This window comes from Petropleomorpha daqingensis (genome assembly GCF_013408985.1).
Classification (GTDB): domain Bacteria; phylum Actinomycetota; class Actinomycetes; order Mycobacteriales; family Geodermatophilaceae; genus Petropleomorpha; species Petropleomorpha daqingensis.
The window spans coordinates 4,859,749-4,885,842 of record NZ_JACBZT010000001.1 but is presented as its reverse complement, the minus strand read 5'-3'; the positions used below and the strand labels follow the sequence as shown (position 1 = coordinate 4,885,842).

Sequence of the window (26,094 nt, the reverse complement as noted above, 5' to 3'; positions counted from 1 at the left end):
TGACCCACGTTATTGTTCCAGAGCAAAACAAAATCACCTCGCCCTCCTGGAGGAGCCCTCGTGAGCACGCCCCAGCCCACCCGCGACGACAAGTTCACCTTCGGCCTGTGGACCGTCGGCTGGCCCGCTCGCGACCCGTTCGGCGACGCCACCCGCCCCGACCTCGACCCGGTCGAGAGCGTGCACCGGCTCGCCGAGCTCGGCGCCTACGGCGTCACCTTCCACGACGACGACCTCATCCCGTTCGGCAGCGACGACGCCGCCCGGGAGAACCACATCAAGCGCTTCCGCGCCGCGCTGGAGGAGACCGGCCTCGTCGTCCCCATGGTGACGACGAACCTGTTCACCCACCCGGTGTTCAAGGAGGGCGCGCTCACCGCCAACGACCGCGGCGTGCGCCGGTACGCGATGCGCAAGGTCATGCGCAACATGGACCTCGCCGCCGAGCTCGGCGCGCAGACCTACGTGCTGTGGGGCGGCCGCGAGGGCTCCGAGGTCGACTCCGCCAAGGACCTCAAGGCCGCCCTCGACCGCTACCGCGAGGGGATCGACACGCTCGCCCAGTACTCGATCGACCGCGGCTACGGCCTGCGCCTGGCGCTGGAGCCCAAGCCGAACGAGCCGCGCGGCGACATCTTCCTGCCCACCATCGGCCACGCCCTCGGGTTCATCTCCAGCCTCGAGCACGCCGACATGGTCGGCCTCAACCCCGAGGTCGGGCACGAGCAGATGGCCGGCCTGAACTACACGCACGGCATCGCCCAGGCGCTGTGGCAGGGCAAGCTGTTCCACCTCGACCTCAACGGCCAGAAGGGCCCCCGGTACGACCAGGACTTCGTCTTCGGCCACGGCGACCTGCTCTCGGCGTTCGCCACCGTCGACCTGCTGGAGAACGGCTTCCCGTCGGGTGGCCCGCGCTACGAGGGCCCGCGGCACTTCGACTACAAGCCGCTGCGCACCGAGGAGATCCGGGGCGTCTGGGACTCCGCTGCGGCCAACATGCGCAGCTACCTGCTGCTCAAGGAGCGGGCGCTCGCCTTCCGCGCCGACCCCGAGGTGCAGGAGGCCCTGGCCGAGGCGGGCGTGCCCGAGTCCGCGCAGCCGACCCTGGCCGAGGGCGAGACCTACGAGGACCTGCTGCGCGACCGCTCGGCGTTCGAGGACTTCGACGCCGTGGCCGCCGGCAACCGCCGCATCGGCGCCGTCCGCCTGTCCCAGCTGGCCCTGGAGCACCTGCTCGGGGCGCGATGACCCTCGTCGCGGGGGTCGACTCGTCGACCCAGGCGTGCAAGGTCGTCGTCCGCGACGCCGACACCGGGGAGCTCGTCCGTTCCGGGCGGGCTCCCCACCCGCCGGGCACCGAGGTGGACCCGGCGGCGTGGGAGGAGGCGCTGTCGACCGCGCTGGCGGAGGCCGGCGGTCTGGACGACGTCGCCGCGATCGCCGTCGGCGGCCAGCAGCACGGGATGGTCTGCCTCGACGAGGACGGCGCCGTCGTCCGCCCGGCGCTGCTGTGGAATGACACCCGCTCCGCGCAGGCCGCCGAGGACCTCACCGCCGAGCTGGGCGGGGGAGCGGCGTGGGCCGAGGCGGTCGGGCTGGTGCCGGTCGCCTCGTTCACCGTGACCAAGCTGCGCTGGTTGGCCGAGCACGAGCCGGACAACGCGGCCCGGACGGCGGCGGTCTGCCTGCCGCACGACTGGCTGACCTGGCTGCTGGCGGGAAAGCCCGGCCTGGACGGGCTGGTCACCGACCGCGGGGACGCGTCCGGCACCGGCTACTGGTCGGCGGCGTCGGGGGAGTACCGGGCCGACCTGCTGGAGCGCGCGCTCGGGCACGGCGCGGTCGTCCCGCGGGTGCTCGGACCGGCCGAGCGGGCCGGGACCACGACCGGCGGCGCGCTGCTCGGCCCGGGGTCGGGCGACAACGCCGCCGCGGCGCTGGGCCTGGCCGCCGAGCCCGGTGACGTCGTCTGCTCGGTCGGCACCTCCGGCGTGGTGGACATGGTGACCCGCGAGCCGGTGGCCGACCCGAGCGGCACCGTCGCCGGGTTCGCCGACGCGACCGGGCACTTCCTGCCGCTGATCGCCACTCTCAACGCCGCCCAGGTGCTCGATGCGACCGCGCGGCTGCTGGGCGTCGACCACGACGAGCTGTCCCGGTTGGCGCTGTCGGCGCCGGCGGGTGCGGGTGGCCTCGTGCTCGTCCCGTACCTGGAGGGGGAGCGGACGCCGAACCGTCCCGACGCCACCGGCGCCCTGCACGGTCTGACCCAGGCGACCGCCGACCGCGCCTCCCTGGCGCGGGCCGCGGTCGAGGGCCTCCTGTGCGGTCTGGCCGACGGGCTGGACGCCGTCGCCGCCGGGGGGACGCCGGTGCGCCGGGTGTTCCTCATCGGTGGCGGAGCGCAGTCGGAGGCGGTCCGCCGGATCGCGCCGGCCGTGCTCGGCGTGCCCGTGCTCGTGCCGCCGGCCTCGGAGTACGTCGCCGACGGCGCCGCCCGGCAGGCCGCCTGGGTGCTCGCCGGCAGCGAGGCGGCCCCGGCCTGGCCGGCTCCGGGCACCGAGGTCTACGAGGCCGACCCCACGCCCGACGTCCGGAACCGGTACGCCGAGGTGCGGGAGCTGACCGCGACACGCCAGACGTCCTAGACATCTCTTGCGTGTCGCATTCCTGCGACGCATGCTGTCGCCGGACGGGGCCCCGGGGCGCCCCTCGGGTGCGCCCCGTCCGCCAACGTCCGGGACTTTGGTCCCGGTGTCGTTTCGACATGCCGGGGTCGGGCACCCCTGACGGTGACCGGCCCCGGCGTGGTCGTCGAACCCCCTCGCCGGGGCCGTGGCGTGTCCGGGCTCAGCTCTCCGCGGGCGCCGCGGCGGCCATCGCCGTCCGGACGACGTCGGCCAGCCGCCCCTTCGGGTGCTCGATCCAGTGCTGGGTGGCCACCCGCACGGTCGCCAGGAACGCCGCCGCGAGCAGGCGCGCGCGCAGCTCGACGTCCCGGCCGGACAGCCGCGGCGCGAGCGCGGCGGCCAGCTCGCCCTCGACCGCGGTGTAGGCCGCGACCTGGTGCGCGAGCAGCCCCGGGTGTCCGCGCAGCTGCCGGCGGTGGGCCAGCCACGCGGGGTCGATGTCGGAGGCCATCTGCCCGGCGACCCGGGTCAGCGCCGTCCACGGCAGCTCGTCGGCGGGCTGCTCGGCGAGCAGCTCCAGCATCCGGCGCAGCCGTTCGGCGTCGCCGTGGAAGAGCGCCTCCTCCTTGCCGGAGAAGTAGTTGGAGAACGTCCGGCGGGAGACGTTGGCGGCATCGGCGATCGCCTCGACGGTGACGTGCTCGAGCCCGTGCTCGGCGGCCAGCCGCAGCGCCGCCTCGTGCAGCGCGTGCCGGGTGGCCGCCTTCTTGCGCTCGCGCAGGCCCGTGGTCTCGTCCACGGCCCGACGGTACGGCGCGACACAGAATTTCTCAACGGGCAAACTTGCGCATCGGGCACGTTCACAGGAAGATGTGTTCCGCAACCAAATCCACAGGGGGGAGGCGACGGTGACGAATCCGACGGGCGAGCTGGCCCTGCGGCTGCGCGACCTCGGGCGGAGCATCCGGCTGCTCAAGCAGTGCCGGCCGACCGGTGCCACCGCCGTCCCGGCGGGCCTGCTCGGCGTGCTCACGCACGTCGGTGAGCACTCCGCGGGCTGCTACGCCCGCGAGCTCGCCGTCCGCGCAGGGCTCGATCCGTCCACGGTCAGCCGTGCCGTCGCCGCGCTGGTGACCCAGGGACTCGTCGAGCGGCGCGCCGACCAGAACGACGGCCGCGCCAGCGTCCTCGCGCTCACCCCGGCAGGGGAGGTCGCGCTGGACGACGCCCACCGCCGCTACGGCGAGCTGCTCGACCGAGCGCTCGCCGAGTGGACCCCCGACGAGGTCGCGGCGCTGGCCGCGGCCCTGGGCCGCTTCGTCGACGACGTCGACCGGACCCTCCGTTCCCCCGATCTCCGAACCGCATCCCTGGAGGCCGCGCGATGAGCGCACCCACACCCACCGCCGGCGCCGCGCCGATGACCCACCGGCAGACGCTCGAGGCGCTCAGCGGCCTGCTGCTGGTGCTCTTCGTGGCGCTGCTGAGCAGCACCGTCGTCTCGGTCGCGCTGCCGCAGATCATCGGCGCGCTCGACGGCTCGCAGACCCAGTACACCTGGGTGGTCACGGCCACCCTGCTCACCGCCACGGCCAGCACGCCGATCTGGGGCAAGCTCGCCGACCTGTTCAACAAGAAGGTCCTGATCCAGATCGCGATCGTGATCTTCGTGCTCGCCTCGGCGGCGGCCGGCCTGAGCCAGAGCGCCGGCCAGCTGATCGCCGCGCGCGCCGTCCAGGGCATCGGCGTCGGTGGCCTCCAGGCCCTCGTGCAGGTGGCGATCGCGGCGATGATCCCGCCGCGCGAGCGCGGCCGGTACAACGGCTACCTCGGCGGCGTGATGGCGCTGGCCACCGTCGGCGGCCCGCTGCTCGGCGGCCTGATCGTCGACACGTCGTGGCTCGGCTGGCGCTGGTGCTTCTACGTCGGCGTCCCGTTTGCCGTCGTCGCGCTGGTGCTGCTGCAGCTCACCCTGCGCCTGGTGACCTTCCGGCGGGACGACGTGAAGATCGACTACGCGGGGGCCGCGCTGATCGCGGCCGGCGTGAGCGTGCTGCTCATCTGGATCTCCTTCGTCGACAGCTCCTTCGACTGGATCTCCTGGCAGACCTTCGTGATGGTCGGCGCCTCGGTCGTCCTGCTGGCGCTGGCCGTGTGGGTCGAGTCGCGGGCCAAGGAGCCGGTCGTGCCGCTGGAGATCGTGCGCGAGCGGACCACCGCCCTGGCGATCCTCGGCAGCCTCGCGGTCGGCATGGCGATGTTCGGCGGTGCGGTCTTCCTCGGCCAGTACTTCCAGATCGGCCGCGGCTACAGCCCCACGCAGGCCGGGCTGCTGACCATCCCGATGATGGCCGGCGTCCTGCTCTCCTCGATCGTCGCCGGCCGGCTGATCACCAAGAGCGGGAAGATCAAGCCCTACATCGTGGCCGGGTCGATCGTCCTGGTCGCCGGGTTCGGCCTGCTCGCCACCATCGACCACCAGACGTCGCTGGCCTTCGTCGGCGTCGCGATGTTCCTCGTCGGCGTGGGCGTCGGCATGGTCATGCAGAACCTGGTGCTCGCGGTGCAGAACACCGTCGCGCTCAAGGACATCGGCGCGGCCAGCTCCTCGGTGGCGTTCTTCCGGTCGCTGGGCGGCACGATCGGCGTCTCGGTGCTGGGCGCCGTCCTGGCCCGGCAGGTCGCGAGCAAGATCACCGAGGGTCTGACGGCGGCCGGCATCCCCACATCGGGGAGCGGCGGCGGCAGCCTCGACCTGAACTCGCTGCCCCCGGTGGTGGTCGACATCGTGCGGGCCGCCTACGGCGACGCCACGGGCCACATCTTCCTGATCTCGGCGATCATCGCCGTCGTCGGGATCGTCGCGGCCGTGCTGCTCAAGCCGGTCACCCTGCGCACCAGCCTCGACCTGCCCGACGAGCTCAAGGCCGCCGCGGTCGCGGCCGACGCGGTCGACGGCGCGCCGGCCTTCGACGAGGTGCAGCCCGACCTCGACGACCGGGAGGCCACCGCCCGCCGGTAGACCGCCCGCTCGCTGAGAAGGCACTCCGTGCACGCGACACGCGGCAACCCGCCGCAGGGCCGTGCACGGAGTGCCTTCTCGCGTCAGTCAGTCCTCGATCAATGCGAGCTGCTTGTTGATCTCGCGGGGGTTGGAGTCGCCTGCCATCTTCTGCAGGAACGGCGTGTGGTCGAAGACGAAGTCGCGCACCGGCCGCAGCGGCGCCGGGGCGTGGTGGAAGATCTTCCCCAGCATCCGCGCCATCTGGACCTGCTGCGCCGTGTGCGGCTTGCGCGGGTCCTCGTAGGACTGCAGCGCCTGCCGGACGGCGGCGAGGTCTGTGAGGTCGACCCCGCGGAGAGCACGGCCGAAGAAGTAGCCGTCCTCGATCGACATGCCGGCGCCGTAGGCCGCGTAGGGCGAGGTGGCATGGGCGGCGTCCCCGCTGAGCGTGATCCGGCCCTTCGACCACTGCTTCAGGGGCGGGCGGTCGCGCAGCACCCAGCGCTGCACGTTCCCCGGCTCGGTCGCGGCGATGAGCCCGGGGAGCGGTGCCGGGAAGCCGGCGGCCAGGTCCGCGGCAGATGCCTTGAGGTCGGTCGGCGCCGGGGCGTCCGGATCGGTCGCGGTGAGCACCCACCACTGGTGCCCGTCACGGCCGTGGTAGCGGATGGAGCTCCAGCTGCCCTGGACCGTGCGGCTGTGGGTCAGGATGCACTTGTTCGAGACGGTGCCGTCGACCTCGGCGAAGGTGAAGCCGCCGAAGATGTGCAGCCGGTGCTCCCGCTTGGGCTCGTCCCCCCACAGCGTGCGCCGCACGAGGGAGTCGATGCCGTCGGCGCCGATCAGCACGTCGTGCTCGGCGGTGCTGCCATCGGCGAAGTGCAGCGTGACGGCGCGGTCGTCCTGCTCGATCCGGTCCACCTGGGTGTCGAAGCGGATGACGCCCTCGGACAGCGCGGCCAGCATCCGCTCGTAGAGCTCCGGGCGCAGCAGCCCGATGAACCCGCCCCCGTAGGCCTGCTTCACGTCCTCGTCGAGCTTGACGTGCACCCGCACCCGGCCGTGGACGTTGCGGAACTCCCCGTCGGTCGGCGCACCGAGGTCGTGGGTGTCGACACCGAGCGCCCGCAGCGCCTTCAGCGGCGGCGGCCACAGGTTGAGGATGTTCCCGGCCGGCCGGGCCTCGCGGTACCGCTCGTAGACGACGACGTCGTGCCCGGCCTTGAGCGCGCCGAGCGCGGCGGCCATCCCGGCGGGTCCGGCACCGAGGACGGCGACGCGGCCGCGGGGTGAGGAAAGGGTCACGGGGCACCTCGTCGGGCTCGAGCAGAACCGTAGTGAGCACTACAGTTGACGCGGAACTGTAGTGCCCGTTCCTGTTCTGTCAAGCCGCGTCGGGGAGGATGAGGCCGTGGATGCCGATCTCGAGGTGCGACCGCCCAAGCAGCGGCGCAGCCGCGAGGCGTGGAACCGCGTCCTCGACGCCGGGGTCGCGATCCTCGAGGACGGCGGCTACGACGCGTTCACGATCGCCGCCGTCTGCGAACGCGCGCAGGTGGCGCCGCCGGCCATCTACGCGCGCACGACCGGCAAGGACGCGCTGTTCCTCGCCGTCTACGAGCACGGCATCGCGGCGCTCCGCGACGAGCAGGAGGTCTTCGCCGACGACGCCCGGTGGGCCGGGCTCGCCCCGGCGGAGCTGGTGCGCGGTGCGGTCGCCGAGATGATCGGCGGCTCGCTGCGGCACGAGCGGTTCCTGCGCGCCGTCGTCCTCATCTCCGCCGCGCACCCCGAGGTGCGCCGGCGCGGCTCCCGCTACAGCCAGGAGCTGGGGGAGGGCTTCGGCCGTGTGGTGCTGCGGGCGGCCGACGCCATCCGGCACGACGACCCGGAGGCCGCCGTCCGCACCTGCTTCGGCACCGTGTTCGCCACGACGATCATCCGCGTGGCCTACGGGCCCGGCTTCGCCACACCGACGCCGGTGGACGACGACCGGTTCGTCGAGGACCTGGGGGAGACCGCGGTGCGCTACCTGCTCGCGGGCTGAGCGCGGAGGCGCCGCACGAGCGACACCACCGCCACGACGGCGGCGCCGACGACGAGGCCGAGCAGCGCGCTGCCCAGCGTGTTGACCAGCCAACCGACCAGCCCGCCGAGTGCCCCGGTCGCCTCGTGCGCCGCCTGCTCGAGGGAGTGCACCGCGCCGTACAGGGCGTGCAGGCCCAGCTCGTCGCTGCCCACCAGCAGGATGTGGCCACCGACCCAGAGCATCGCGGCGGTCCCGACCACGGTGAGGACGGCGAGCAGCCGCGGCATGGCCTTGACCAGCCCGCGGCCGAGCGCGGCGACCGCACGCGCCGGCTTCGTGGACAGGTGCAGCCCGACGTCGTCCATCTTCACGATGAGGCCGACGACGCCGTACACGAGCACGGTGATGGCCACCGCGACGACCGCGAGGATCACCGCCCGCGACCAGAAGCCCTGGTCGACCACCTCGTTCAGCGCGATCACCATGATCTCCGCCGACAGGATGAAGTCGGTCCGGACGGCGCCGGCGACGACGGTGTCCTCGTCCGGTAGCGCCTCCTCGCCCGCCGCGTGCTCCTCGTGGGACGGGCGCAGCCTGTGCCAGACCTTCTCCGCGCCCTCGTAGCAGAGGTAGGCGCCACCGACCATCAGGATCGGGGTGAGCAGCACCGGCAGGAACTGGCTGAGCAGCAGCACGGCCGGCAGCAGGACCAGCAGCTTGTTGCGCACCGAGCCGAGGGCGATCCGCCGGATGATCGGCAGCTCGCGCTCGGCGGCCAGGCCGTGCACGTACTGCGGCGTGACGGCGGTGTCGTCGACCACGACGCCGGCGGCCTTCACACCTGCCCGGCCGGCCGCCGCGCCGACGTCGTCCAGGGAGGCCGCGGCGGCCTTGGCCAGTGCCGCGACGTCGTCGAACAGAGCCACCAGTCCACCCGCCACGGGACTACCACGTCCCGACCCCGGCTGTGCGTTCCCAGGGAACGCACAGCCGCTCACCCGTCGGCGGCGATCCGTCCGGCGATCAGCGCGGCGACGTCGTCGGGCCGGGTGGCGGCCGGGCTGTGCCCGCAGGGCCACTCGACGGTGCGCGTCGCGCGGGAGGCCATCGCCCGCTGCAGTTCCGGGTGCACGGCCCGGTCGTCGGCGCAGACGGCGTAGGTCGACGGCACCGACCGCCAGGCGATCGACTCGGGAATCCCGCGGAACACGGCGCGTCCGACCGGCCGCAGCCGGGCGACGCACGCCGCGGCGATCGACGGCTCGGTGTCCCCGTACAGCAGCTCGAGGCCCAGCGACGGGTCGAGGGCGACCTCGCCGCCGGAGACGCGCATCGCCTCGGGGAGCCGGGTGTCCGGCAGCGCCCGGTCCGGCAGCGTGCGGCTCACCGACTCGCCGTCGTCGAGCTGGAACGCGGCCAGGTAGACCAGCTCGCGCACGAGCGGATGTGCGCCGGCCGCCGTGATCACCGCTCCGCCGTAGGAGTGCCCGACCAGCACGGCCGGGCGCCCGAACGCGTCGAGGGCGTCGCGCGTCACCCGGACGTCGTCGGCGAGGTCGGTCAGCGGCAGCTCGACCGCGACGCTGTCGACCCCGCGCGCGGCCAGGGCCGCGCGGACGTCGTCCCAGCACCACGCGCCGTGCCAGAGGCCGTGCACCAGCACCGCACCGGGAGCGCTCATCACCGCAGGATGGCCCTCTCGGAACGGTCAGGGAACGGCGACCGGCTCCTTGTCCGCCGGCGCGATCGAGGCCTTCTCCAGCGCGGCGCCCTCGACGTCGAGCACCGGCAGCCAGCGCAGCCAGCGGGGCAGCCACCAGGCCGCCCGCCCCATCAGCGCCAGCGCCGCCGGCACCAGCACCATCCGGACGACGAAGGCGTCGAAGAGGATGCCCGCCGCCAGCGCGAACGCGATCGACTTGATCGTCGCCTCACCGGCCGGCACGAACCCGGCGAACACCGAGAACATGATCAGCGCGGCCGCGACCACGACCGGGGCCGCCTGCCGGAAGCCGGTGCGGATCGCCTCGCGCGGCGCGGCGCCGTGGCTGTGCGCCTCGTGCATCCGGCTGACCAGGAAGATCTGGTAGTCCATCGCCAGGCCGAACAGGATCCCGATCACCAGGATCGGGGTGAGGCTGATCAGCGGTCCGGTGGTGTCGAGGTTGACGACGTCGGCCAGCCAGCCCCACTGGAACACCGCGACCGTCGCGCCCAGCGACGCCCCGATGGTGAGCAGGAACCCGAGCACGCCGGCGAGCGGCACCAGCAGCGAGCGGAAGACCAGGATCAGCAGGACCAGGGCCAGGCCGACCACCAGCGCGAGGTAGACCGGCAGCGCGTCGTCCAGGCTCTTGGCCACGTCGACGCTGACCGCGGTCTGCCCGGTCACCGACGCCGTGACGCCGCCCAGGCCGGCGAAGTCGGCCCGCAGATCGGCGACCAGCTGCTCGGTGGCGGCGTCGGTCGGGCCGGACTTCGGGATCACGGTGAGCAGCGCGGCGGTGTCGTCGCGGTTCGGGATCGGCTGGGTGACCAGCGCGACGTCGTCCAGGTTCGCCAGCGAGGCGCTGGTCTGCGCCGCCGCCTCGGCGGCGCCCTGGCCCTCGAACAGCACGGTGATCGGGCCGAGGAAGCCTGGGCCGAAGCCGTCGGACAGCAGCTGGGTCGCGCGGGCCTGCGTGCTGTCGTCGGGCGCGGACTGCACCAGCGTGGTCCGCATCGAGAAGAACGGGACGGCGATCGTCCCGAGCGCCACGACCGCCAGCAGCAGCGCGGTCACGCGGTGGCGGGTGACCACGCCGATCCAGCCGGCGAGGAAGCCGCGGCCCCGCGCGGGGACCTCCGTGCCGGCGGCCAGGGCGGCCCGCTGCTTCTTGGGCAGGGCGCGCATCCCGAAGAAGCCGAGCACGGCGGGCACGAGGGTGAGCGCGACCAGGACGGCGACGACGATCGTCGCGGCCGCCGCGATGCCCATCTGGGTCAGGAACGGGATGCCGACGACGAACAGGCCGGCGAGCGCGATGACCACCGTGAGACCGGCGGTCACCACGGCCGACCCTGCGGTGCCGACGGCGGTCGCGATCGCGGCGGCGGGTGCCGCGCCGTGGCGCAGCTCCTGCCGGTACCGGTTGACGATGAACAGCGCGTAGTCGATGCCGACGGCGAGGCCGAGCATCGCGGCCAGCGTCGGGGTGGTGGAGGACAGGTCGACGAACCCGGTGGCGACCGTGACACCGAGGACGCCGATGCCGACCCCGATCACCGCCGTCAGCAGGTTCATGCCGGCCAGCGCCAGCGAGCCGTAGGTGATCGCGAGGACGACGAGCGCGATGACGACACCGATCGCCTCGGTGGGCCCGCCGACGTGCGGCGCCGCCTGGGTGGCCTCGCCGGTCGCCTCGACGGTGAGCCCGCTGTCCCGCCCGTCGGCGAGAGCCTTCAGGAGGGCGTCCTGCTCCTCCGGCGTCACCTCGCCGGGCTTGGCCGAGTAGTTGACCGTGCTGTACGCGGTCGTCTGCTCCCGGTTGACCGTGGGCGCGTTCGGGTCCAGCGGGTTGCTGGCCGACGCGACACCGGGCAGGCCGCCGAGCTCGTCGACGAGCTTCGTCACCGCCGCGGCGTTCTCCGGCGTGGTCAGCGTCTGGCCCTCGGGGGCCTGGATGACCACCCGCGCGGTGGCACCGCCGCCGGCGCCGAACTCCTCACCGATCCGCTGCAGCGCGACGGTCGACTCCTGGCCGGGGATCGAGAAGCTGTTCGTCGTCTCCCCGGACAAGGTGACCGCACCGACGGCGCCGCCGACGAGCACGACCAGCCAGACGAGGACGACGACCCACCGCCGCCGGTGCGCCAGGGCACCGAGACGGGACAACAGCACTGCCATGGGGGATCAGGCCTCCACCTTGTCGGATCCAGGAAGGTCGGCTGCGGGAAGAACGGCGACGGGCCGGTGGTGGCCGAGCGCGTCGAAGCAGGTGGCGACGATGGCGCGCCGCCACGCGGTGGTCTGGTCCGCGGCGTGCGCGGCGAGGGTGAGGACGGCCAGCGCCGTCAGCGCGCCGGTGACCCGGACGGTCCGCTCCGTGACGGGCGCGGCCGGATCGATCCCGAAGGCGGCCAGCGCGGCCGCGCCGGCGACGTCGAGCTCCGGTGCGCCGGGCAGTCCCTGGGTCAGCGGGGCCAGCAGCAGCGCGACCAGGCCGGGATGGGCCAGCGCGACGTCGACCAGGACCTCCAGGGCCAGCCGGTCGCGCTCGGGGCCGGCCGGCTGCTCGCGGGTCAGGTCCAGCACCTGCTGCCCGAGGACGGCGGCCTGCGCGACCACGGCCTCCCACAGCGCGTCCTTGCTGGGGAAGTGGTGCAGCAGACCGGCCTTGGACAGCCCCACGGCGTCGGCGATGTCCTGCACGGAGGTCTTCGCGAGACCGCTGCGGGCGAACAGCGCCGCCGCCCGGTCGACGATGCCCTCGTCGATCTGCTGCCGGAACGGACGTGCCACGACGACGACGGTAACCCCGCGACCGACCAATCTGGTCGGTTTACCGCCCAGAAAGGTTCGTGAGCCCGCTCACCCCACGGCGGAGAGGACGGCGCTGCGGCGGAGGTCGACGGCCAGCACGCTGGGCAGCCGGTCCAGCCGGGCCTCGAGCAGCCCGGCGTCGTCGGCGTCGACGACGGTGTCGATGCTGACCCGCCAGCACCCCGCGCCGGCCTCCTCGGCCTCGAAGCGGGTGAGCGGGTAGCGGCGGCCGGTCAGCAGCGTGAGCACGCGCTGGACACCGGCCAGGTCGGGAACGGTGACGTGGACCTTGACGGGGGTCATGGGGATTCCTCGGCGGACGGGGAGGGGCTCGCTCTCGACGCCATGCCTCGGACCCGCCGGCGGAGAGTCAGGCGCCGGCGGGCCCGCAGGGAATCTGCCGGATCGCCACGAGTGGAAGGCTACGGCGTAGGCGCCCCGCGGACCAGGGTGAGGCGCACGCCACGCCGGAGGTCGGTTGTGCGCAACAACTTCGGGTAGGGCGACCTCCCGTGACGGACGTGCGGCGGCAGCAGCAGGAGGGGACGGCGGAGGCGCCGGACCCACGGCGGTGGAAGGCCCTGGCCGTCTGCCTGGTCGGCGGCTTCATGGTGCTGCTCGACGTCTCGATCGTGAACGTCGCGCTGCCCTCGATCCGCACCGGGCTGGACGCCTCGCAGAGCGAGCTGCAGTGGGTGGTCTCCGGCTACGCGCTGACGTTCGGCCTGCTGCTGGTGCCCGCCGGCCGGGTCGGTGACGTCCGCGGCCGCCGGACCATGTTCGTCGTCGCCCTCGGGCTGTTCACGCTGTCCTCGCTGGCCTGCGGGCTCGCGCCCACCGCGCTCTTCCTCGTCGTCGCCCGTCTGGTGCAGGGCCTGGCCGGCGGCCTGCTCACACCGCAGATCAGCGCGCTGATCCAGCAGCTGTTCAGCGGCCGCGAGCGCGGCACCGCCTTCGGGCTGTTCGGCACCGTCATCGGCATCTCGACCGCGATCGGCCCGCTGCTGGGCGGCGCGCTGATCCAGGCGTTCGGCACCGACACCGGCTGGCGCTGGGTCTTCTTCATCAACCTGCCGATCGGCCTGATCGCGATGCCGCTGGCCTGGCGGCTGCTGCCGGCACCGGAGAAGGGGGAGCGGCGCCGGCACGACTACGACCCGGTCGGGGTGGGTCTGCTCGGCGTCGGCATCGTGGTCCTGCTGCTCCCGCTGGTGAACGAGCAGCAGTGGAAGGGCCACGCCAAGTGGCTGCTGATCCCTGCCGCCGTCATGCTGCTGGCCGCGTTCGTCGCCTGGGAGTTCCGCTACACGCGGCGCGGCAAGGAGCCGCTGGTCGACCTCGCGCTGTTCCGGCTGCGGTCGTGGTCGTTCGGCAGCTCGATGATCACGCTGTTCTTCGCCGGGTTCACCCCGCTGTTCTTCGTCTTCACGCTCTACCTGCAGACCGGGCTGCACTACACGGCGCTGCAGGCCGGGCTGGCGATCACCCCGTTCGCGGTCGGCTCGGCGGCCTCCGCCGCGCTCGGCGGCCGGATCGTGCACCGGTTCGGCCGGGCGCTGGTCGCCGTCGGCCTGCTGCTCGTGGCGGTGGGCTTCCTTGGCGCGCTGATCGCCGTCCACGAGGTCCCCGAGAACGGCACCGGCTGGGCGACCCTCGCCCCGCTGCTGGTCGGTGGCCTGGGCGCGGGCCTGGTCATCTCGCCCAACCAGACCCTGACGCTGTCCCAGGTGCCGGTGCAGCGGGCCGGCACCGCGGGCGGGCTGCTGCAGGTGGGCCAGCGGATCGGCGCTGCGGTCGGCATCGCCGCGGTCGGCTCGGTCTTCTTCGCCCGGGTCGCCTCCAGCCACGGCGACTTCGCCGGCGCCTTCCAGCACGGCATCCTCGTCGCAGCGGCGTTCATCGTCGCCGCCTTCGTCCTCGCGGTCGTCGACGTCCTCGTCGACCGCCGCGTCCACTCCCGCCGCTGAGGGTGGTTTCGCGCGCTTAACCGCGCACGGTTAAGCGCGCGAAACCACATTCGGGGCTAGGCCGCCCAGAGGCGCACGACGTCGGCCTGGTGGCGGCGCAGCTGCTCCATGGCGTCGAGGTCGTCGTCCCAGAGGAAGCCCTCGAACTCGCTGTGGATCCGTCCGGCGTAGCCGCCGTCGCGCAGGATCGCGATGAGCTCCGCGTGGGGCACGCAGGGCTCGGTACCGGCCCCGTCGAGGGCGAAGAACTTCGCCTGCACGTGCCGCAGGTGGGGCAGGACGTCGGCCAGGCCGGCCGCCTCGCCGCGCGGGAACAGGGCGTAGGTGATGTGCGCGGCCTGCACCGCCTGGCCCCGTTCGGCGGGGGAGAGGTCCAGCGACAGGACGGCGTCCACCGCGGCGTCCACGGGCTGCCCGGCCGCCCAGGCCCCGGTCACCGCCTCCAGGGCGGCGACCGGCGCGCCGCCGGCGGCCGCGTCGGCGAGGAACGGCTGCGGCACCCGCCGCACGAAGGCGCTGAAGTCCTGGATCACCCCCAGCGCGGGGCAGGCCAGCCGGTCGAGCTCCTCGAGCAGCTCCGCCGTCCCGGGGTCGGTGCGCGGTTCCTTCGACAGCTCGACGACCAGCTCGACGCCGGTCCGGTCGGCGAGCGGGGCGAGTGCGCGCAGCACCTCCGGGGTCGCGGTGTTGAGCCGCACCATCGGGAAGCCGAGCGCGCGGGCGGTCGCGATCTCCTGCTCGAGCAGCTCGAGCGCCGCCACCGGCGACAGCGCGCGGGACCGGGAGCGCGCCCGCTCCAGGTAGGCGCAGTACGAGACCGGGACGACGCCGGTCCGCTCGACCGCTTCCCGGAAGTCCCGCACCTCGGCGGCGGAGACGTCCGGGTAGGAGCGCAGGCTCTGCGCGCCGATCAGCTCGATGCCCTGGTCGGGGCCGAGCGAGGCGACGGCCTCCAGGCACCCGGACAGCGACATCCGCCGCCGGTAGAACTCGCCGCCGAGGCTGAACAGCATCACGCCGAGGCCGGGCGCGCTCATCGGGCCACCTCGGCACGGGCGCTGTCGGCGATGACCGCGGCGGAGCCGTCCGGGGCCACCAGGTACGGGATCCGGCTGCCGAGGACGAACTCGACCTCGTGCCGGCCCGCCCCCGGCGTCCGCTCCAGCGGCACCCGGACCAGGGCGGAGTCGAGGACGTGCCACCACCTGTCGTCGGCGGCCGCCAGGTCTGCGACGCCGTAGCGGACGCCGTCGACCTCCAGCGTGGCCGGGGCGAGGGCCTCGCCGTCCAGCCGCACCCCGAGCTGCTCGACGCAGGACAGCGGCAGGCTGCGGTACCAGTTCAGCCGGACGGACAGCTCGAGCGCGTCGTCGGTCAGGGTGGCCGACTCGACGAGGTGGCGGGCGAACACCCGGTCGTTCTACACCACACTTCTTCCGATCACCAGCAAAAGATGGGGGGCTCAGCGGCAGAGTCCAGCGGCATCAGCCGGACCGATGACCGGCATCAGGATTCTTGTTCTTCCCGTGCGTTGACTTCCTCCGTTCGCGAGCAGAAGTATGTGGTTGCGCTCACGTGGTCGTGCCGTCGAGGCCGACCATCCATCCCCGCTGGAGGTCCGGTGTCCCCTCGCGTCCGTGCCGGCGTGGTCGGAGTGCGGTTCATGGGCGAGGTCCACTCCCGGGCCATCCGGCGGGCCGGCGGCACGGTGGTCGCCGCCGTGGGCTCGACGCCGGAGTCCTCCCGCGCCGCGGCCGAGACGCTCGGCGCCGAGCGGATCGCGGAGTCGGTCGAGGACCTGCTCGCCGCCGACGACGTCGACGTCGTGCACATCTGCACCCCCAACGCCACCCACGCCCCGCTCGTGCGGGCCGCGATCGCCGCCGGCAAGCACGTCGTCTGCGAGAAACCGCTGGCCGTCGACGCGGGCGAGGCCGCGGAGCTGCTGCGGCTGGCCGAGGACGCCGGCGTCACCGCCACCGTGCCGTTCGTCTACCGCTTCTACCCGACGGTCCGCGAGGCCCGCGCCCGCGTCGCCGACGGCACGACCGGTCCGCTGCGGCTGCTGCACGGCAGCTACCTGCAGGACTGGCTCGCCGGCGCCGACGACGACAACTGGCGGGTCGACGCCGCGGCCGGAGGTCCCTCTCGCGCGTTCGCCGACATCGGCGTGCACTGGTGCGACCTGGTCGAGTTCGTCTCCGGCCACCGCATCGTGCGGCTGGCCGCGCAGACGGTCATCGCCGTCCCGTCCCGGGGCGGCCGCCGGGTGGAGACCGAGGACGCCGCCGTCGTGCTGTTCGAGACCGATCGGGGCGCCTTCGGCAACGTGACGGTCAGCCAGATCACGCCCGGCCGCAAGAACCGGCTCTGGTTCTCCGTCGACGGCGCCGAGGAGAGCCTGACCTTCGACCAGGAGAACCCCGACTCGCTCTGGATCGGCGGTCGCGAGGTCAACCGGCAGCTGCTGCGCGGCACGAGCGAGGGGCCGGCCGCCGCCCGCTACACCGTGCTCCCGGCCGGGCACCCGCAGGGCTACCAGGACTGCTTCGACGCGTTCGTCGCCGACACCTACGCCGCCCTCACCGGGGAGGCCCCGGACGGGCTGCCGACGTTCGCCGACGGGCTGCGGGCGGCACGGATCACCGACGCGGTCCTGGAGTCCGCGGCGAAGCAGGCATGGGTGGAGGTGGGCTGACATGACCGGACGTCTGGCGGTGGGGGATCGCGCCCCGCTGTTCGAGCTGCCCGACGCGCACGGGGTCCCCGTCGCGCTGCGGCCGGACGAGCACGCGGCGAGCGTCGTCGTCTTCACCTCGAACGGGTGTCCCTACGCCCGCGCCTGGCACGACCGCGTCCAGCAGGTCGCCCGCGACCTCGCCGAGCGCGACGTCGTCGTCCTGCAGGTGGTGAGCAACGACGACGCCGAACACCCCGAGGACTCCGTCGACGGGATGCGCGCCCGGGTCGACGCCGGCGAGCTGGCCGGGCCGTTCCTGCGCGACGCCGACCAGGACGTGGTCCGCGCCTACGGTGCGACCGCGACCCCCGAGGTGTTCGTGATCGACCGCGACGGTGTCGTGCGCTACCACGGCGCCCCCGACGCCGACTACGACGACCCGGGCCTGGACGCCGTCTGGGTGCGCGAGGCCCTCGACGACGTGCTGGCCGGCAGCGAGGTCCGCCGGCCGACGACGCCGGCCGCCGGCTGCTCGATCAAGTGGCGGGTCGAGCTGCTGTGGTGGCAGGGTTGCCCGTCCCACGGCCAGGCCGCCGACCTGCTCCGGGAGACCCTCGCCGAGCTCGGCCGGGAGGACGTCCACGTCGTCCTGCGCGAGGTGCGCACCCGCGACGACGCGCAGCGGCTCGGCTTCCCCGGTTCGCCGACCTTCTCCGTCGGCCGCCAGGACCTGTTCCCGAGCGAGGCGCCGACCGGCCTGACCTGCCGGCTCTACGAGCGCGACGGGCGCACCTCGCCGCTGCCGTCCGCGGCCGACCTCTCCGAGCGCCTCCGCGAGGCGCTCGCCCGCCCCTGGGAGCTGCCCGGCTGGGTCGACTTCCGCAAGCCGTCCGACAAGTAGGAGCTCTCGAGATCCATGGCGTCGATCACGTACGACCAGATCGTCAAGCGGTACCCCGACGGCACCCAGGCCGTCTCCGACCTCGACCTGTCGATCCGCGACGGCGAGTTCCTCGTGCTCGTCGGCCCGTCGGGCTGTGGCAAGACGACGGCGCTGCGCATGGCGGCCGGCCTGGAGGACATCTCCGGCGGTCAGCTGCTCATCGGCGACCGCGTGGTGAACACCGTGGCGCCGGCCGACCGCGACATCGCGATGGTCTTCCAGAACTACGCGCTCTACCCGCACATGACGGTGCGGGAGAACATCGCCTTCCCGCTGGCCTGCACCGGCGTGGCCAAGCCGGAGATCAAGAGGCGCGTCGAGCGGGCCGCCGAGGCGCTCGGGCTGACCGAGTACCTGCACCGCAAGCCCAAGGCGCTCTCCGGCGGTCAGCGGCAGCGCGTGGCGATGGGCCGGGCGATCGTCCGCAAGCCGCAGGCGTTCCTCATGGACGAGCCGCTGTCCAACCTCGACGCCAAGCTCCGCGGTCAGATGCGCGCCGAGATCCGCTCGCTGCAGCGCGAGTACGAGACCACGACGCTCTACGTCACCCACGACCAGGTCGAGGCGATGACGATGGGCGACCGCATCGCCGTCCTGCGCAAGGGCGTGCTGCAGCAGCTCGGCACCCCCGAGGAGCTGTACGACTCCCCGGCCAACCTGTTCGTCGCCGAGTTCATCGGCTCGCCGCCGATGAACGTGCTGTCCGCGACCGTCGTCCGCGGCTCGGAGCTCGTCGTCGGGTCGCAGCGGATCACGCTGCCGGCCGGCACCCTCGACGCCTACCCGGAGCTGGCCGGGGCCGACGGCCGCGCCGTCGCCCTCGGCCTGCGCCCGGAGAGCCTCCGCGACGCCGCCGACGCCGACCCGTCGTGGCCGCGGCTGCGCGCCGATGTCGAACTGGTCGAGAACATCCCGCCGGAGAAGCTGGTGCACGTGCGGGTGGACGCCGAGCCGGTCGTCACCGAGGCCACGGTGGAGATCGCCAAGGACATGGACGCAGACGACCTGCAGACGCTCGGCAAGGGCACGGTGCTCAACGCCCGGCTGCACGGGACCGCCACCGTCCGCGAGGGCACGCAGGCGGAGTTCGCGATCGCGCCGTCCGCGCTGCACTTCTTCGACCCCGCCACCGGGAGCGCGCACGTCCGGGTGGGGCGATGACCATCGAGCGGGGCGTCAGCCTCTACTCGTACCAGGAGGAGTACTTCCTCCGGCAGATGTCGCTCGAGGACTGCATCGCCGCCTCGGCGAAGTTCGGTGCCAACGGCATCGAACTGATCCCCGAGCAGATGATCCCCGGCTTCCCGCACCTGTCCGACGCCTTCGTCGACGACTGGTTCTCGTGGATGGAGCAGTACGGGACGACGCCGGTCGCCACCGACCTGTTCCTCGACACCAAGCGCCACCCCGGCCGCTGGCTGACCCTCGAGGAGCAGGTCGCCTCGGTGCACCGCGACATCGACATCGCTGTGCGGCTGGGCGCCCGCATCATCCGGGCGATCATCAACACCCCGCCCGAGGTCATGGAGGGCGCGGCGCCCTACGCCGAGGAGAAGGGCGTCCGGCTTCTGCTGGAGGTGCACGCGCCCTTCCACTACGAGCACCCGTGGATCCTCGAGCACCTCGAGGTCATGCACCGGACCGGTTCGCCGGCCCTGGGCCTGATGCCCGACATGGGCACGTTCGTGAAGCGCTTCCCGCGGGTGGTCAGCGAGCGGGCCCTGCGCGAGGGCGCGGACCCGACGCTGGTGGACTACATCGTCAAGACCTACGACGACCACGGCGACACCCACGCGCTGGCCGACATCGTGAACTACCGGCACGGCGGCCCGGTGGAGTTCGGTCTCGCCCGCCAGGCCACCCACTACATCTGGTCCGACCCGCGGACGATGCTCCCGCACATGCCGCTGATCGGGCACATCCAGGCGAAGTTCTACGAGATGACCGACGACGGCACCGAGTTCTCGATCCCCTACGACGAGATCGTCCCGGTGCTCGTGGAGGGCGGCTTCGACGGCTACCTGTCCAGCGAGTACGAGGGCAACCGGCACATCCAGGACGCGTTCCCGGTCGACAGCGTCGAGCAGGTCCGCCGTCAGCACGCCCTGTTCGCCCGGCTCCTGGGGGAGGACGCCTGATGTTCGACAAGTACATCGTCTGCGAGGAGGGCTTCCGGGCCAGGGACGACGGCCGCCCCGGCGGCGTGGTCGAGGTCCGGATGCCGTACTACCGCGGCCTGGGCCTGTCGATGGTCGAGGCCGTCGACCTCACCCTCGACGGGGTCCCCGTCCCATCGTCGCGCACCACGTTCACCGTGCACGGCAACACCTATCCCTTCGACCGGCTCCCGGAGGTCTTCGACGACCGCTGGGAGATGGGGGAGCGTGCCGAGCTCGCCTTCGAGACCGACGAGCCGCTCGCCCCGGGCGAGCACGACGTCGCCGTCTCGGTGCGGCTGCGCATCTCCTACATGCCGGTGCCCGGCGGCGGCCGTGATCGCAAACTGCTCATCCTCGCAGGGAGGAACTGACCGTGGGTCCCCTCGACGACCAGGTGGTGCGCGAGGACTCGCTCACCGCCACCCCCGATGGCCTGGATGTGGCGATCTACACGCACTGGTACCGGGCGCTGCCGCTGCCCTCGTTGGCCAAGGTCGACCTGACCGTGGACGGCGAGCGGATCGACCCCGCCTCGCTGGCCGTGACGGTGAACGGCCGGCGCTTCTGCTTCGCCGAACTGGCCGTGCGGGGCGAGGAGTACTGGTTCACCACCGACCCCGCCGTCCTGCACGTCCCGGTCGAGACCGCGCCGGGCCGCACCCACCGGGTGCAGCTGCTGCTGGGCTTGTCGATCCCCTACATCCTCACCGGCCCGGACCGGGTCCCGCTCGTGGCGCCGTCCTGGACCGACAAGACCCTCACCGCCGCGGGAGCCTGACCATGACCGACACCGCACCCGGCCTGCCGCGCCTGGGCACCACCCTGTTCAGCCTCACCCTCGAGCAGCGCAAGCCCGGCCGCGACCTCGCCTACCTGGTGAAGGAGGTCGCCGCCCGCGACCTCGGCCCCGGCCTGGAGATGGTTGCGTTCCAGAGCCTGCGCGGCTGGCCCCGGCCCACCGCCGAGCAGGTCCGCGAGGTCCGCGAGGTGATCGAGTCCTCCGGGCTGACGCCGTCCTGCCTGGCGATCAACAACGACCTCGGCCTGTACCCGGGCCGGCTGCTGACCGACGACGAGTCCTACGAGTACGTCGCCGTCCAGGTCCGCGGCGCCGCGGCGCTCGGCTTCCCGGTCACCCGCGTCGGCGTGGAGACCTCCCCAGGCACCCTGGAACGGCTGCTGCCGCTGGCCGAGGAGCTCGGCGTCAAGATCGGGGTGGAGATCCACGCCCCGCTGACCATCGACGCCCCGCCGGTCGCCGCGCTCAAGGAGACCTTCACCCGGCTGGACACCCCGTGGCTGGGCTTCATCCCGGACATGAGCGCGAGCATGCGGGCCGTACCGGAGGCGGTGCACGACGCGCACCGCGCCGCCGGCATCGCTCCCGAGCTCACCGCGCTGACCGAGGAGCTGTGGGCCTCGCCCGGCCTGACCGCGGAGAAGTTCCCCGAGCTGGAGGCCCGGGCCGCCGAGGCCGGCGCGACGCCGCCGCAGATCGGCAACCTCAAGATGCTGTTCACGATGCACGGCCGGATGGATCCGGAGCGCTGGGCCGAGTTCTTCCCGCACGTGGTGCACGTGCACGGCAAGTTCTACGGCATCGTCGACGGGGAGGATCCCTCCATCGACTGGCCCGCGGTCGCCCGCGTCCTGGTCGAGCAGCGCTACGAGGGGTTCATCTCCAGCGAGTACGAGGCGCACGCCTACAGCGACCGCTGGAACGTCTTCGACCAGATCCGGGCGCAGCACGACATGCTCAAGCGGCTGCTCGAGTCCCAGCCCGCGGTCGTGCGATGAGCCGCGTCCTGATCATCGGCAGCGGGCCCACGGGCGCCACCTACGCCCGGCTGCTGATCGAGCAGACCTCCGACGTCGACGTGCTCATGGTCGAGGCCGGCCCGGTCGTCTCCACCCCGCCCGGGATGAACGCCAAGAACATCGCCGACCCGGCCGAGCAGTACCGCGCCCGAGCGGCCTCGCAGGGCCGGGGCGAGCACACCGCGGGCGCCGCGGCGCTGCCCGGCGGTACCGCCGCCGAGGGCACGATCACCGCCCGGTTCGGCACCTACCTGATCGGCCGGCCGGCAGAAGGCTCGACCGGTCTCCCCGCCGCCGCGGTCTCCGCCAACGTCGGTGGCCAGGGGGTGCACTGGACCTGCGCGACGCCGCGGCCGGTCGCCAGCGAGCGGATCGACTTCCTCGACGACCTCGACGAGCTGCTCGACGAGGCCTCGCGGCTGCTGCACGTCACCGGCAGCGCGTTCGGCGACTCGCCGCAGGCCGGCGCGATCCTCGAGCGGGTCGGTGCGGAGTTCGCCGGCGACGGGGTCACCGTGCGTCCGCTGCCGGTGGCGGCCGACCCGCGCGCCGACGGCACGCTGCGGTGGAGCGGCACCGACGTCGTCCTCGGCCCGCTGGCCGAGGGCGCGCACGCCGACCGCTTCGAGCTGCGCCCCGAGACGCTCGCCGTCCGGCTGCTCCGCGAGGACGACCGGGTCGTCGGCGCGGTGCTCCGGGACCAGCGGACCGGGGCCGAGGAGGAGGTGCGCGCCGACGCGGTCGTCGTCGCCGCCAACGCCTTCGGCACCCCGCAGCTGCTCTGGAACTCCGGCATCCGCCCGGAGGCGCTCGGCCGGTACCTGACCGAGCACCCGCTGGTGTTCGGCATCGTCGCCGTCCGCGAGGGCGTGCTGCCGCCGCCGGACCGCGACAGCCGGCTGCAGACCGACCCGATCCGCGGTGTGGTGTCGATCGCGTTCGGCGAGGGGCACCCCTTCCACGCGCAGCTGATGTACTCCCCGGTCTGCCCGGTGCCGCTGCCCGAGGGCAGCCCGTACCGGGACAACCCGGCCGGCTACGCGATGGTCGGCTACGGGGTGCGCAAGTTCCCGCGGCCGGAGGACCGGGTGACGTTCGACGAGGGCACCCCCGACGAGAACGGCCTGCCCGGCGTGGTCATCGCCTACGACCTCACCGAGCGTGAGGAGGCCGAGATCGAGGCGGCGAAGAAGTTCCAGGCCCGGGCCGCCGGCGTGCTGGGTCAGTTCGTCGAGGACCAGCCCCGGGTGATGCCCCCGGGCACCTCTCTGCACTTCATGGGCACGTTCCGGATGGGGCCCGCCGACGACGGCACGAGCGTCTGCGACGCCGACTCGCGGGTCTGGGGCGTGCCCGGCCTCGTCCTCGCGGGCAACGGCCTGATCCCCACCGCGAACTCGTGCAACCCGACCCTCACCAGCGTCGCCCTCGCCGTGCGCGGGGCGCGGGCGCTGGCCACCGACCTCGGAGCGACCCGATGAGCAGGACCTTCCCCACCCACGTCGACGTCGCCATCGTCGGCAGCGGGCCGACCGGCGCGGCCTACGCGCGGATCCTCACCGAGCAGGCGCGCGGCGCCACGATCGCGCTGTTCGAGGCCGGTCCGGTGCTCACCGACCCGCCCGGCATGCACGTGAAGAACATCGCCGACCTCGACGAGCGGCTGGTCGCGCAGCGCCGCTCCGAGGGCGTGCGGCCGCACACCGCGACCAAGGAGGAGGCGGCCTACTCCGACCCGTCCAAGCGGGTCGTCCGGCCGGGCACCTCGCTGCTGCCCGAGGGGTTCCAGGAGCCGGGGGAGGACGGCATCCCGGCGATCGCCATGTCGACCAACGTCGGCGGGATGGGCGCGCACTGGACCTGCGCCTGCCCGCGGCCGGGCGACGCCGAGCGGATCGACTTCGTGCCCGACCTGGACGAGCTGATCGGGGAGGGCGAGCGGCTGCTCGGCGTCGACCGGCACCCGTTCGACGACGCGCCCTACGCCGACGTGGTGCGGGAGCGGCTGGCCGCGGAGTTCGACCGCGGACGGCCCGAGGAGCGGCGGGTGCAGCCCATGCCGCTCGCCGTGCACCGGCGGGACGACGGCGCGCTCGTCTGGAGCGGCGCCGACATCGTCTTCGGCGACGTCACCCGGTCGAACCCGAACTTCGCGCTGTTCGCCTCGGCGCCGGTGCGGCGGGTGCTGGTCGAGGACGGCCGCGCGGTCGGCGTCGTCGTCCGCGACCTGACCGACGGCGCCGAGCACGAGGTGCGCGCCCGGTACGTCGTCGTGGCCGCGGACGCCCTGCGCACCCCGCAGGTGCTGTTCGCCTCCGGCATCCGCCCGAAGGCGCTGGGGCGCTACCTCAACGACCAGCCGCAGATGGTGTTCGCCGTCCGGCTGACCGACGTCGCCCACACCGCCGAGGAGCAGCACGACCCCCGGGGCGACACCGCGATCACCGAGCAGAGCGGTGTGCAGTGGGTGCCCTACACCGACGCCGACCCGTTCCACGGCCAGGTCATGCAGCTCGACGCCTCGCCGATCCCGCTCGTCGGCGACGACGTCCCGGCGCCGGGCAGCATCGTGGGCCTGGGCTGGTTCTGCGGCAAGGACCTGCAGGAGAGCGACCGCGTCGAGTTCTCCGACACCGAGACCGACGACTACGGGATGCCCAAGCCGCGGATCCGCTACCGGCTGACCGAGCGCGACCACGAGACGATCGCCCGGGCGCGCGAGTCGATCCTGCGCGCGGCCCGGTCGCTGGGCGAGTTCATCGGGGACGAGCCGCTGATGCTCTCGGGTGGCGCGTCGCTGCACTACCAGGGCACCACCCGGATGGGCCCGGCGGACGACGGCACCTCGGTGTGCGGCCCGACCAGCGAGGTCTGGGGCGTCGCCGGCCTGTACGTCGCCGGCAACAACGTGATCCCGACGCCGATCGCCTGCAACCCCACGCTCACCTCGGTCGCGCTCGCCGTCGGCGGCGCCCGGGACATCGCCCGGCGCCTGGCCACCGGGTCGGACACCGCGCTCGTCGCGGCCTCGGAAAGGGAGTGACAGTGCTCGAGTTCCCGGTCATACAGGGGCAGGGCTTCCGCAACGTCGTCGAGGACGGCCGGGTGACCGGCTTCTCCTTCCGGCTGCGCAACCCCAACTACCGCGGCGGCCCGGGCAGCATGCTCGACGGCGTCGAGGTCGTCGTCGACGGCGAGCGCATCCCCGACCACGTGCCGCTGTGGACGCTGCAGGGCCGCACCTTCACCCTCGACGAGCTGCGCGCCTCGACCGACGTGCGCTGGCAGCTCGACGAGCCGGCCACGATCACCGTGCCCAAGCCCGGAGGCCTGAGCACGGGCGTGCACCACATCGAGGTGACGATCTTCCTGCGCCGCTCGTACATCCCGCCGCTGATCGCCCGGACCCGCTTCCGTGCCGAGGCCCAGCGCGTGATCGTCCCGCCGGCGCCCGAGGGCGGCATCAAGTACGGCGTCTCGACCTACAGCTACACCGGCGACGTCAACACCTCGATGACGCTCGAGGACGTCTTCGCCGAGATCGCCGACCTCGGCGCGACCGGCATCGAGATCCTCGGCGAGGGCAACATCGCGAACTACCCGTCGCCGGACCCGGCGTGGGTCGACGCCTGGCACGGCCTGGTGCAGAAGTACGGGCTGACGCCGACCAACTTCGGCTCCTGGGTGGACACCACCCGGTACAACGGCCGGGACCTGACCGCGGAGGAGGGCGCCGAGCAGCTGCAGCTGGACCTGCGGCTGGCCAAGGAGCTCGGCTTCACCTCGGTCCGGCCGAAGTTCGGCGTCATCTCCTGGGACCTCGACCCGCACCCGATCTGGCAGGAGACCGTCGAGCGCTCGCTGGACCTCGCCGCCGAGCTCGACGTCGTCATCTGCCCGGAGATCCACACGCCGACGCCGATCAAGCACCCGGTGACCCAGGGCTATGTCGAGTTCATCGAGAAGAGCGGCACCGAGCACTTCAAGCTGCTCATCGACACCGGCATCTTCAACACCGAGGTCATCGTCGACACCTCCGAGGAGGTCGACGGCGACGGCGAGGAGATCCCCCCGCACCTGCGGCCGCTCGCCGTGCCGATGTCGGACTTCGTCGAGGTGCTGCCGTACACGCACTTCATCCAGGCCAAGTTCGTGGAGATCGACGACGACCTGCACGACCTGCACGTGCCGTGGGCGCAGATCATCCCGACGCTGCTGGACAACGGCTGGTCCGGCTACCTCTCCAGCGAGTACGAGGGCCGCCGAGAGCCGGGCCGCGGCCGCGACCAGGTGCGCCGCCAGCACGCCCTGATCCGCTCGCTGGTCCAGGGGAGCTGAG

At 73.1% G+C, this 26,094-nt stretch carries 25 protein-coding genes; 16 read left to right on the top strand and 9 right to left on the bottom strand.

Annotated elements, in window-relative coordinates:
• The first annotated feature begins 60 nt into the window (after positions 1-60).
• Together xylA and xylB are read left to right on the top strand one after the other, a co-directional pair.
• Entirely contained in the window at positions 61-1,251 is a 1,191-nt protein-coding gene (gene xylA / locus GGQ55_RS24085) for a xylose isomerase (RefSeq protein ID WP_179721164.1), read from the top strand.
• Positions 1,248-2,651: a xylulokinase gene (gene xylB / locus GGQ55_RS24080; RefSeq protein WP_179721162.1), complete on the top strand. Its 1,404-nt coding sequence runs from the start codon at positions 1,248-1,250 to the stop codon at positions 2,649-2,651. The genes xylA and xylB overlap by 4 nt, the downstream gene beginning before the upstream one ends.
• 202 nt (positions 2,652-2,853) lie before the next feature.
• Here xylB and GGQ55_RS24075 read toward each other — a convergent pair whose 3' ends face one another.
• The gene (locus tag GGQ55_RS24075; protein WP_179721160.1) at positions 2,854-3,432 is read right to left on the bottom strand and encodes a TetR/AcrR family transcriptional regulator; all 579 of its coding nucleotides are present in this window, start codon (positions 3,430-3,432) and stop codon (positions 2,854-2,856) included.
• Between the two features lie 109 nt (positions 3,433-3,541).
• On the opposite strand from GGQ55_RS24075, the gene GGQ55_RS24070 reads away from it, so the two are divergent.
• Both GGQ55_RS24070 and GGQ55_RS24065 read left to right on the top strand, forming a co-directional pair.
• Positions 3,542-4,021 carry a MarR family winged helix-turn-helix transcriptional regulator gene (locus GGQ55_RS24070; RefSeq protein ID WP_366490142.1) on the top strand — a complete coding sequence of 160 codons (480 nt, stop codon included), beginning with the start codon at positions 3,542-3,544 and terminating at the stop codon, positions 4,019-4,021.
• Complete coding sequence (locus GGQ55_RS24065) at positions 4,018-5,655, top strand: MDR family MFS transporter (RefSeq protein ID WP_179721158.1); 1,638 nt, start codon at positions 4,018-4,020, stop codon at positions 5,653-5,655. Before GGQ55_RS24070 ends, GGQ55_RS24065 begins: the two co-directional genes overlap by 4 nt.
• 87 nt (positions 5,656-5,742) lie before the next feature.
• Here GGQ55_RS24065 and GGQ55_RS24060 read toward each other — a convergent pair whose 3' ends face one another.
• On the bottom strand, positions 5,743-6,942 hold the full coding sequence (locus tag GGQ55_RS24060) for an FAD-dependent oxidoreductase (protein WP_366490140.1): 1,200 nt from the start codon (positions 6,940-6,942) through the stop codon (positions 5,743-5,745).
• Positions 6,943-7,048: 106 nt separating this feature from the next.
• Here GGQ55_RS24060 and GGQ55_RS24055 point away from each other — a divergent pair, with 106 nt between their 5' ends.
• Positions 7,049-7,684 carry a TetR/AcrR family transcriptional regulator gene (locus tag GGQ55_RS24055; protein WP_179721156.1) on the top strand — a complete coding sequence of 212 codons (636 nt, stop codon included), beginning with the start codon at positions 7,049-7,051 and terminating at the stop codon, positions 7,682-7,684.
• On the opposite strand, the gene GGQ55_RS24050 is transcribed toward GGQ55_RS24055, so the two are convergent.
• From GGQ55_RS24050 to GGQ55_RS24030, 5 genes are all read right to left on the bottom strand, one after another.
• Positions 7,666-8,592 (bottom strand): DUF808 domain-containing protein, encoded by a 927-nt coding sequence (locus tag GGQ55_RS24050; protein WP_366490138.1) that lies wholly within the window; start codon positions 8,590-8,592, stop codon positions 7,666-7,668. The two genes, GGQ55_RS24055 and GGQ55_RS24050, sit on opposite strands and share 19 nt — an antisense overlap.
• Positions 8,593-8,660: 68 nt before the next feature.
• The gene (locus GGQ55_RS24045) at positions 8,661-9,347 is read right to left on the bottom strand and encodes an alpha/beta fold hydrolase (protein ID WP_179721152.1); all 687 of its coding nucleotides are present in this window, start codon (positions 9,345-9,347) and stop codon (positions 8,661-8,663) included.
• A 27-nt stretch (positions 9,348-9,374) separates the two neighbouring features.
• Positions 9,375-11,552: an MMPL family transporter gene (locus GGQ55_RS24040; RefSeq protein ID WP_179721149.1), complete on the bottom strand. Its 2,178-nt coding sequence runs from the start codon at positions 11,550-11,552 to the stop codon at positions 9,375-9,377.
• A gap of 6 nt (positions 11,553-11,558) precedes the next feature.
• Positions 11,559-12,167 (bottom strand): TetR/AcrR family transcriptional regulator, encoded by a 609-nt coding sequence (locus tag GGQ55_RS24035; RefSeq protein ID WP_179721147.1) that lies wholly within the window; start codon positions 12,165-12,167, stop codon positions 11,559-11,561.
• Between the two features lie 69 nt (positions 12,168-12,236).
• On the bottom strand, positions 12,237-12,491 hold the full coding sequence (locus GGQ55_RS24030) for a hypothetical protein (RefSeq protein ID WP_179721145.1): 255 nt from the start codon (positions 12,489-12,491) through the stop codon (positions 12,237-12,239).
• Positions 12,492-12,700: 209 nt separating this feature from the next.
• Here GGQ55_RS24030 and GGQ55_RS24025 point away from each other — a divergent pair, with 209 nt between their 5' ends.
• Entirely contained in the window at positions 12,701-14,155 is a 1,455-nt protein-coding gene (locus GGQ55_RS24025) for an MFS transporter (protein ID WP_218859422.1), read from the top strand.
• Between the two features lie 56 nt (positions 14,156-14,211).
• Here the strand turns inward: GGQ55_RS24025 and GGQ55_RS24020 are convergent, their stop codons facing one another.
• Together GGQ55_RS24020 and GGQ55_RS24015 are read right to left on the bottom strand one after the other, a co-directional pair.
• Entirely contained in the window at positions 14,212-15,192 is a 981-nt protein-coding gene (locus tag GGQ55_RS24020; RefSeq protein WP_179721143.1) for a sugar phosphate isomerase/epimerase family protein, read from the bottom strand.
• Positions 15,189-15,566, bottom strand: a complete 378-nt coding sequence (locus GGQ55_RS24015) for a C-glycoside deglycosidase beta subunit domain-containing protein (protein WP_179721141.1) — start codon at positions 15,564-15,566, stop codon at positions 15,189-15,191. The genes GGQ55_RS24020 and GGQ55_RS24015 overlap by 4 nt, the downstream gene beginning before the upstream one ends.
• A gap of 234 nt (positions 15,567-15,800) precedes the next feature.
• On the opposite strand from GGQ55_RS24015, the gene GGQ55_RS24010 reads away from it, so the two are divergent.
• The 10 genes from GGQ55_RS24010 to GGQ55_RS23965 are packed head-to-tail and all read left to right on the top strand — an operon-like array spanning position 15,801 to position 26,093.
• Positions 15,801-16,853 (top strand): Gfo/Idh/MocA family protein, encoded by a 1,053-nt coding sequence (locus GGQ55_RS24010; RefSeq protein WP_366490134.1) that lies wholly within the window; start codon positions 15,801-15,803, stop codon positions 16,851-16,853.
• A gap of 1 nt (position 16,854) precedes the next feature.
• Positions 16,855-17,736, top strand: a complete 882-nt coding sequence (locus GGQ55_RS24005) for a thioredoxin family protein (RefSeq protein ID WP_179721137.1) — start codon at positions 16,855-16,857, stop codon at positions 17,734-17,736.
• Between the two features lie 15 nt (positions 17,737-17,751).
• A complete protein-coding gene (locus GGQ55_RS24000) occupies positions 17,752-18,939 on the top strand; it encodes an ABC transporter ATP-binding protein (RefSeq protein WP_179721135.1) in 1,188 nt (395 codons plus the stop codon).
• The gene (locus tag GGQ55_RS23995; RefSeq protein WP_179721133.1) at positions 18,936-19,916 is read left to right on the top strand and encodes a sugar phosphate isomerase/epimerase family protein; all 981 of its coding nucleotides are present in this window, start codon (positions 18,936-18,938) and stop codon (positions 19,914-19,916) included. The genes GGQ55_RS24000 and GGQ55_RS23995 overlap by 4 nt, the downstream gene beginning before the upstream one ends.
• A complete protein-coding gene (locus GGQ55_RS23990) occupies positions 19,916-20,308 on the top strand; it encodes a C-glycoside deglycosidase beta subunit domain-containing protein (protein ID WP_179721131.1) in 393 nt (130 codons plus the stop codon). The genes GGQ55_RS23995 and GGQ55_RS23990 overlap by 1 nt, the downstream gene beginning before the upstream one ends.
• 2 nt (positions 20,309-20,310) lie before the next feature.
• A complete protein-coding gene (locus GGQ55_RS23985) occupies positions 20,311-20,715 on the top strand; it encodes a C-glycoside deglycosidase beta subunit domain-containing protein (RefSeq protein ID WP_179721128.1) in 405 nt (134 codons plus the stop codon).
• 2 nt (positions 20,716-20,717) lie between these two features.
• Positions 20,718-21,734, top strand: a complete 1,017-nt coding sequence (locus GGQ55_RS23980; protein ID WP_179721126.1) for a sugar phosphate isomerase/epimerase family protein — start codon at positions 20,718-20,720, stop codon at positions 21,732-21,734.
• On the top strand, positions 21,731-23,236 hold the full coding sequence (locus GGQ55_RS23975) for a GMC oxidoreductase (RefSeq protein WP_179721124.1): 1,506 nt from the start codon (positions 21,731-21,733) through the stop codon (positions 23,234-23,236). The genes GGQ55_RS23980 and GGQ55_RS23975 overlap by 4 nt, the downstream gene beginning before the upstream one ends.
• The gene (locus GGQ55_RS23970; RefSeq protein WP_179721122.1) at positions 23,233-24,798 is read left to right on the top strand and encodes a GMC oxidoreductase; all 1,566 of its coding nucleotides are present in this window, start codon (positions 23,233-23,235) and stop codon (positions 24,796-24,798) included. Before GGQ55_RS23975 ends, GGQ55_RS23970 begins: the two co-directional genes overlap by 4 nt.
• Positions 24,799-24,800: 2 nt before the next feature.
• A complete protein-coding gene (locus GGQ55_RS23965; protein ID WP_218859420.1) occupies positions 24,801-26,093 on the top strand; it encodes a C-glycoside deglycosidase beta subunit domain-containing protein in 1,293 nt (430 codons plus the stop codon).
• The last annotated feature ends 1 nt before the right edge of the window (position 26,094 follow it).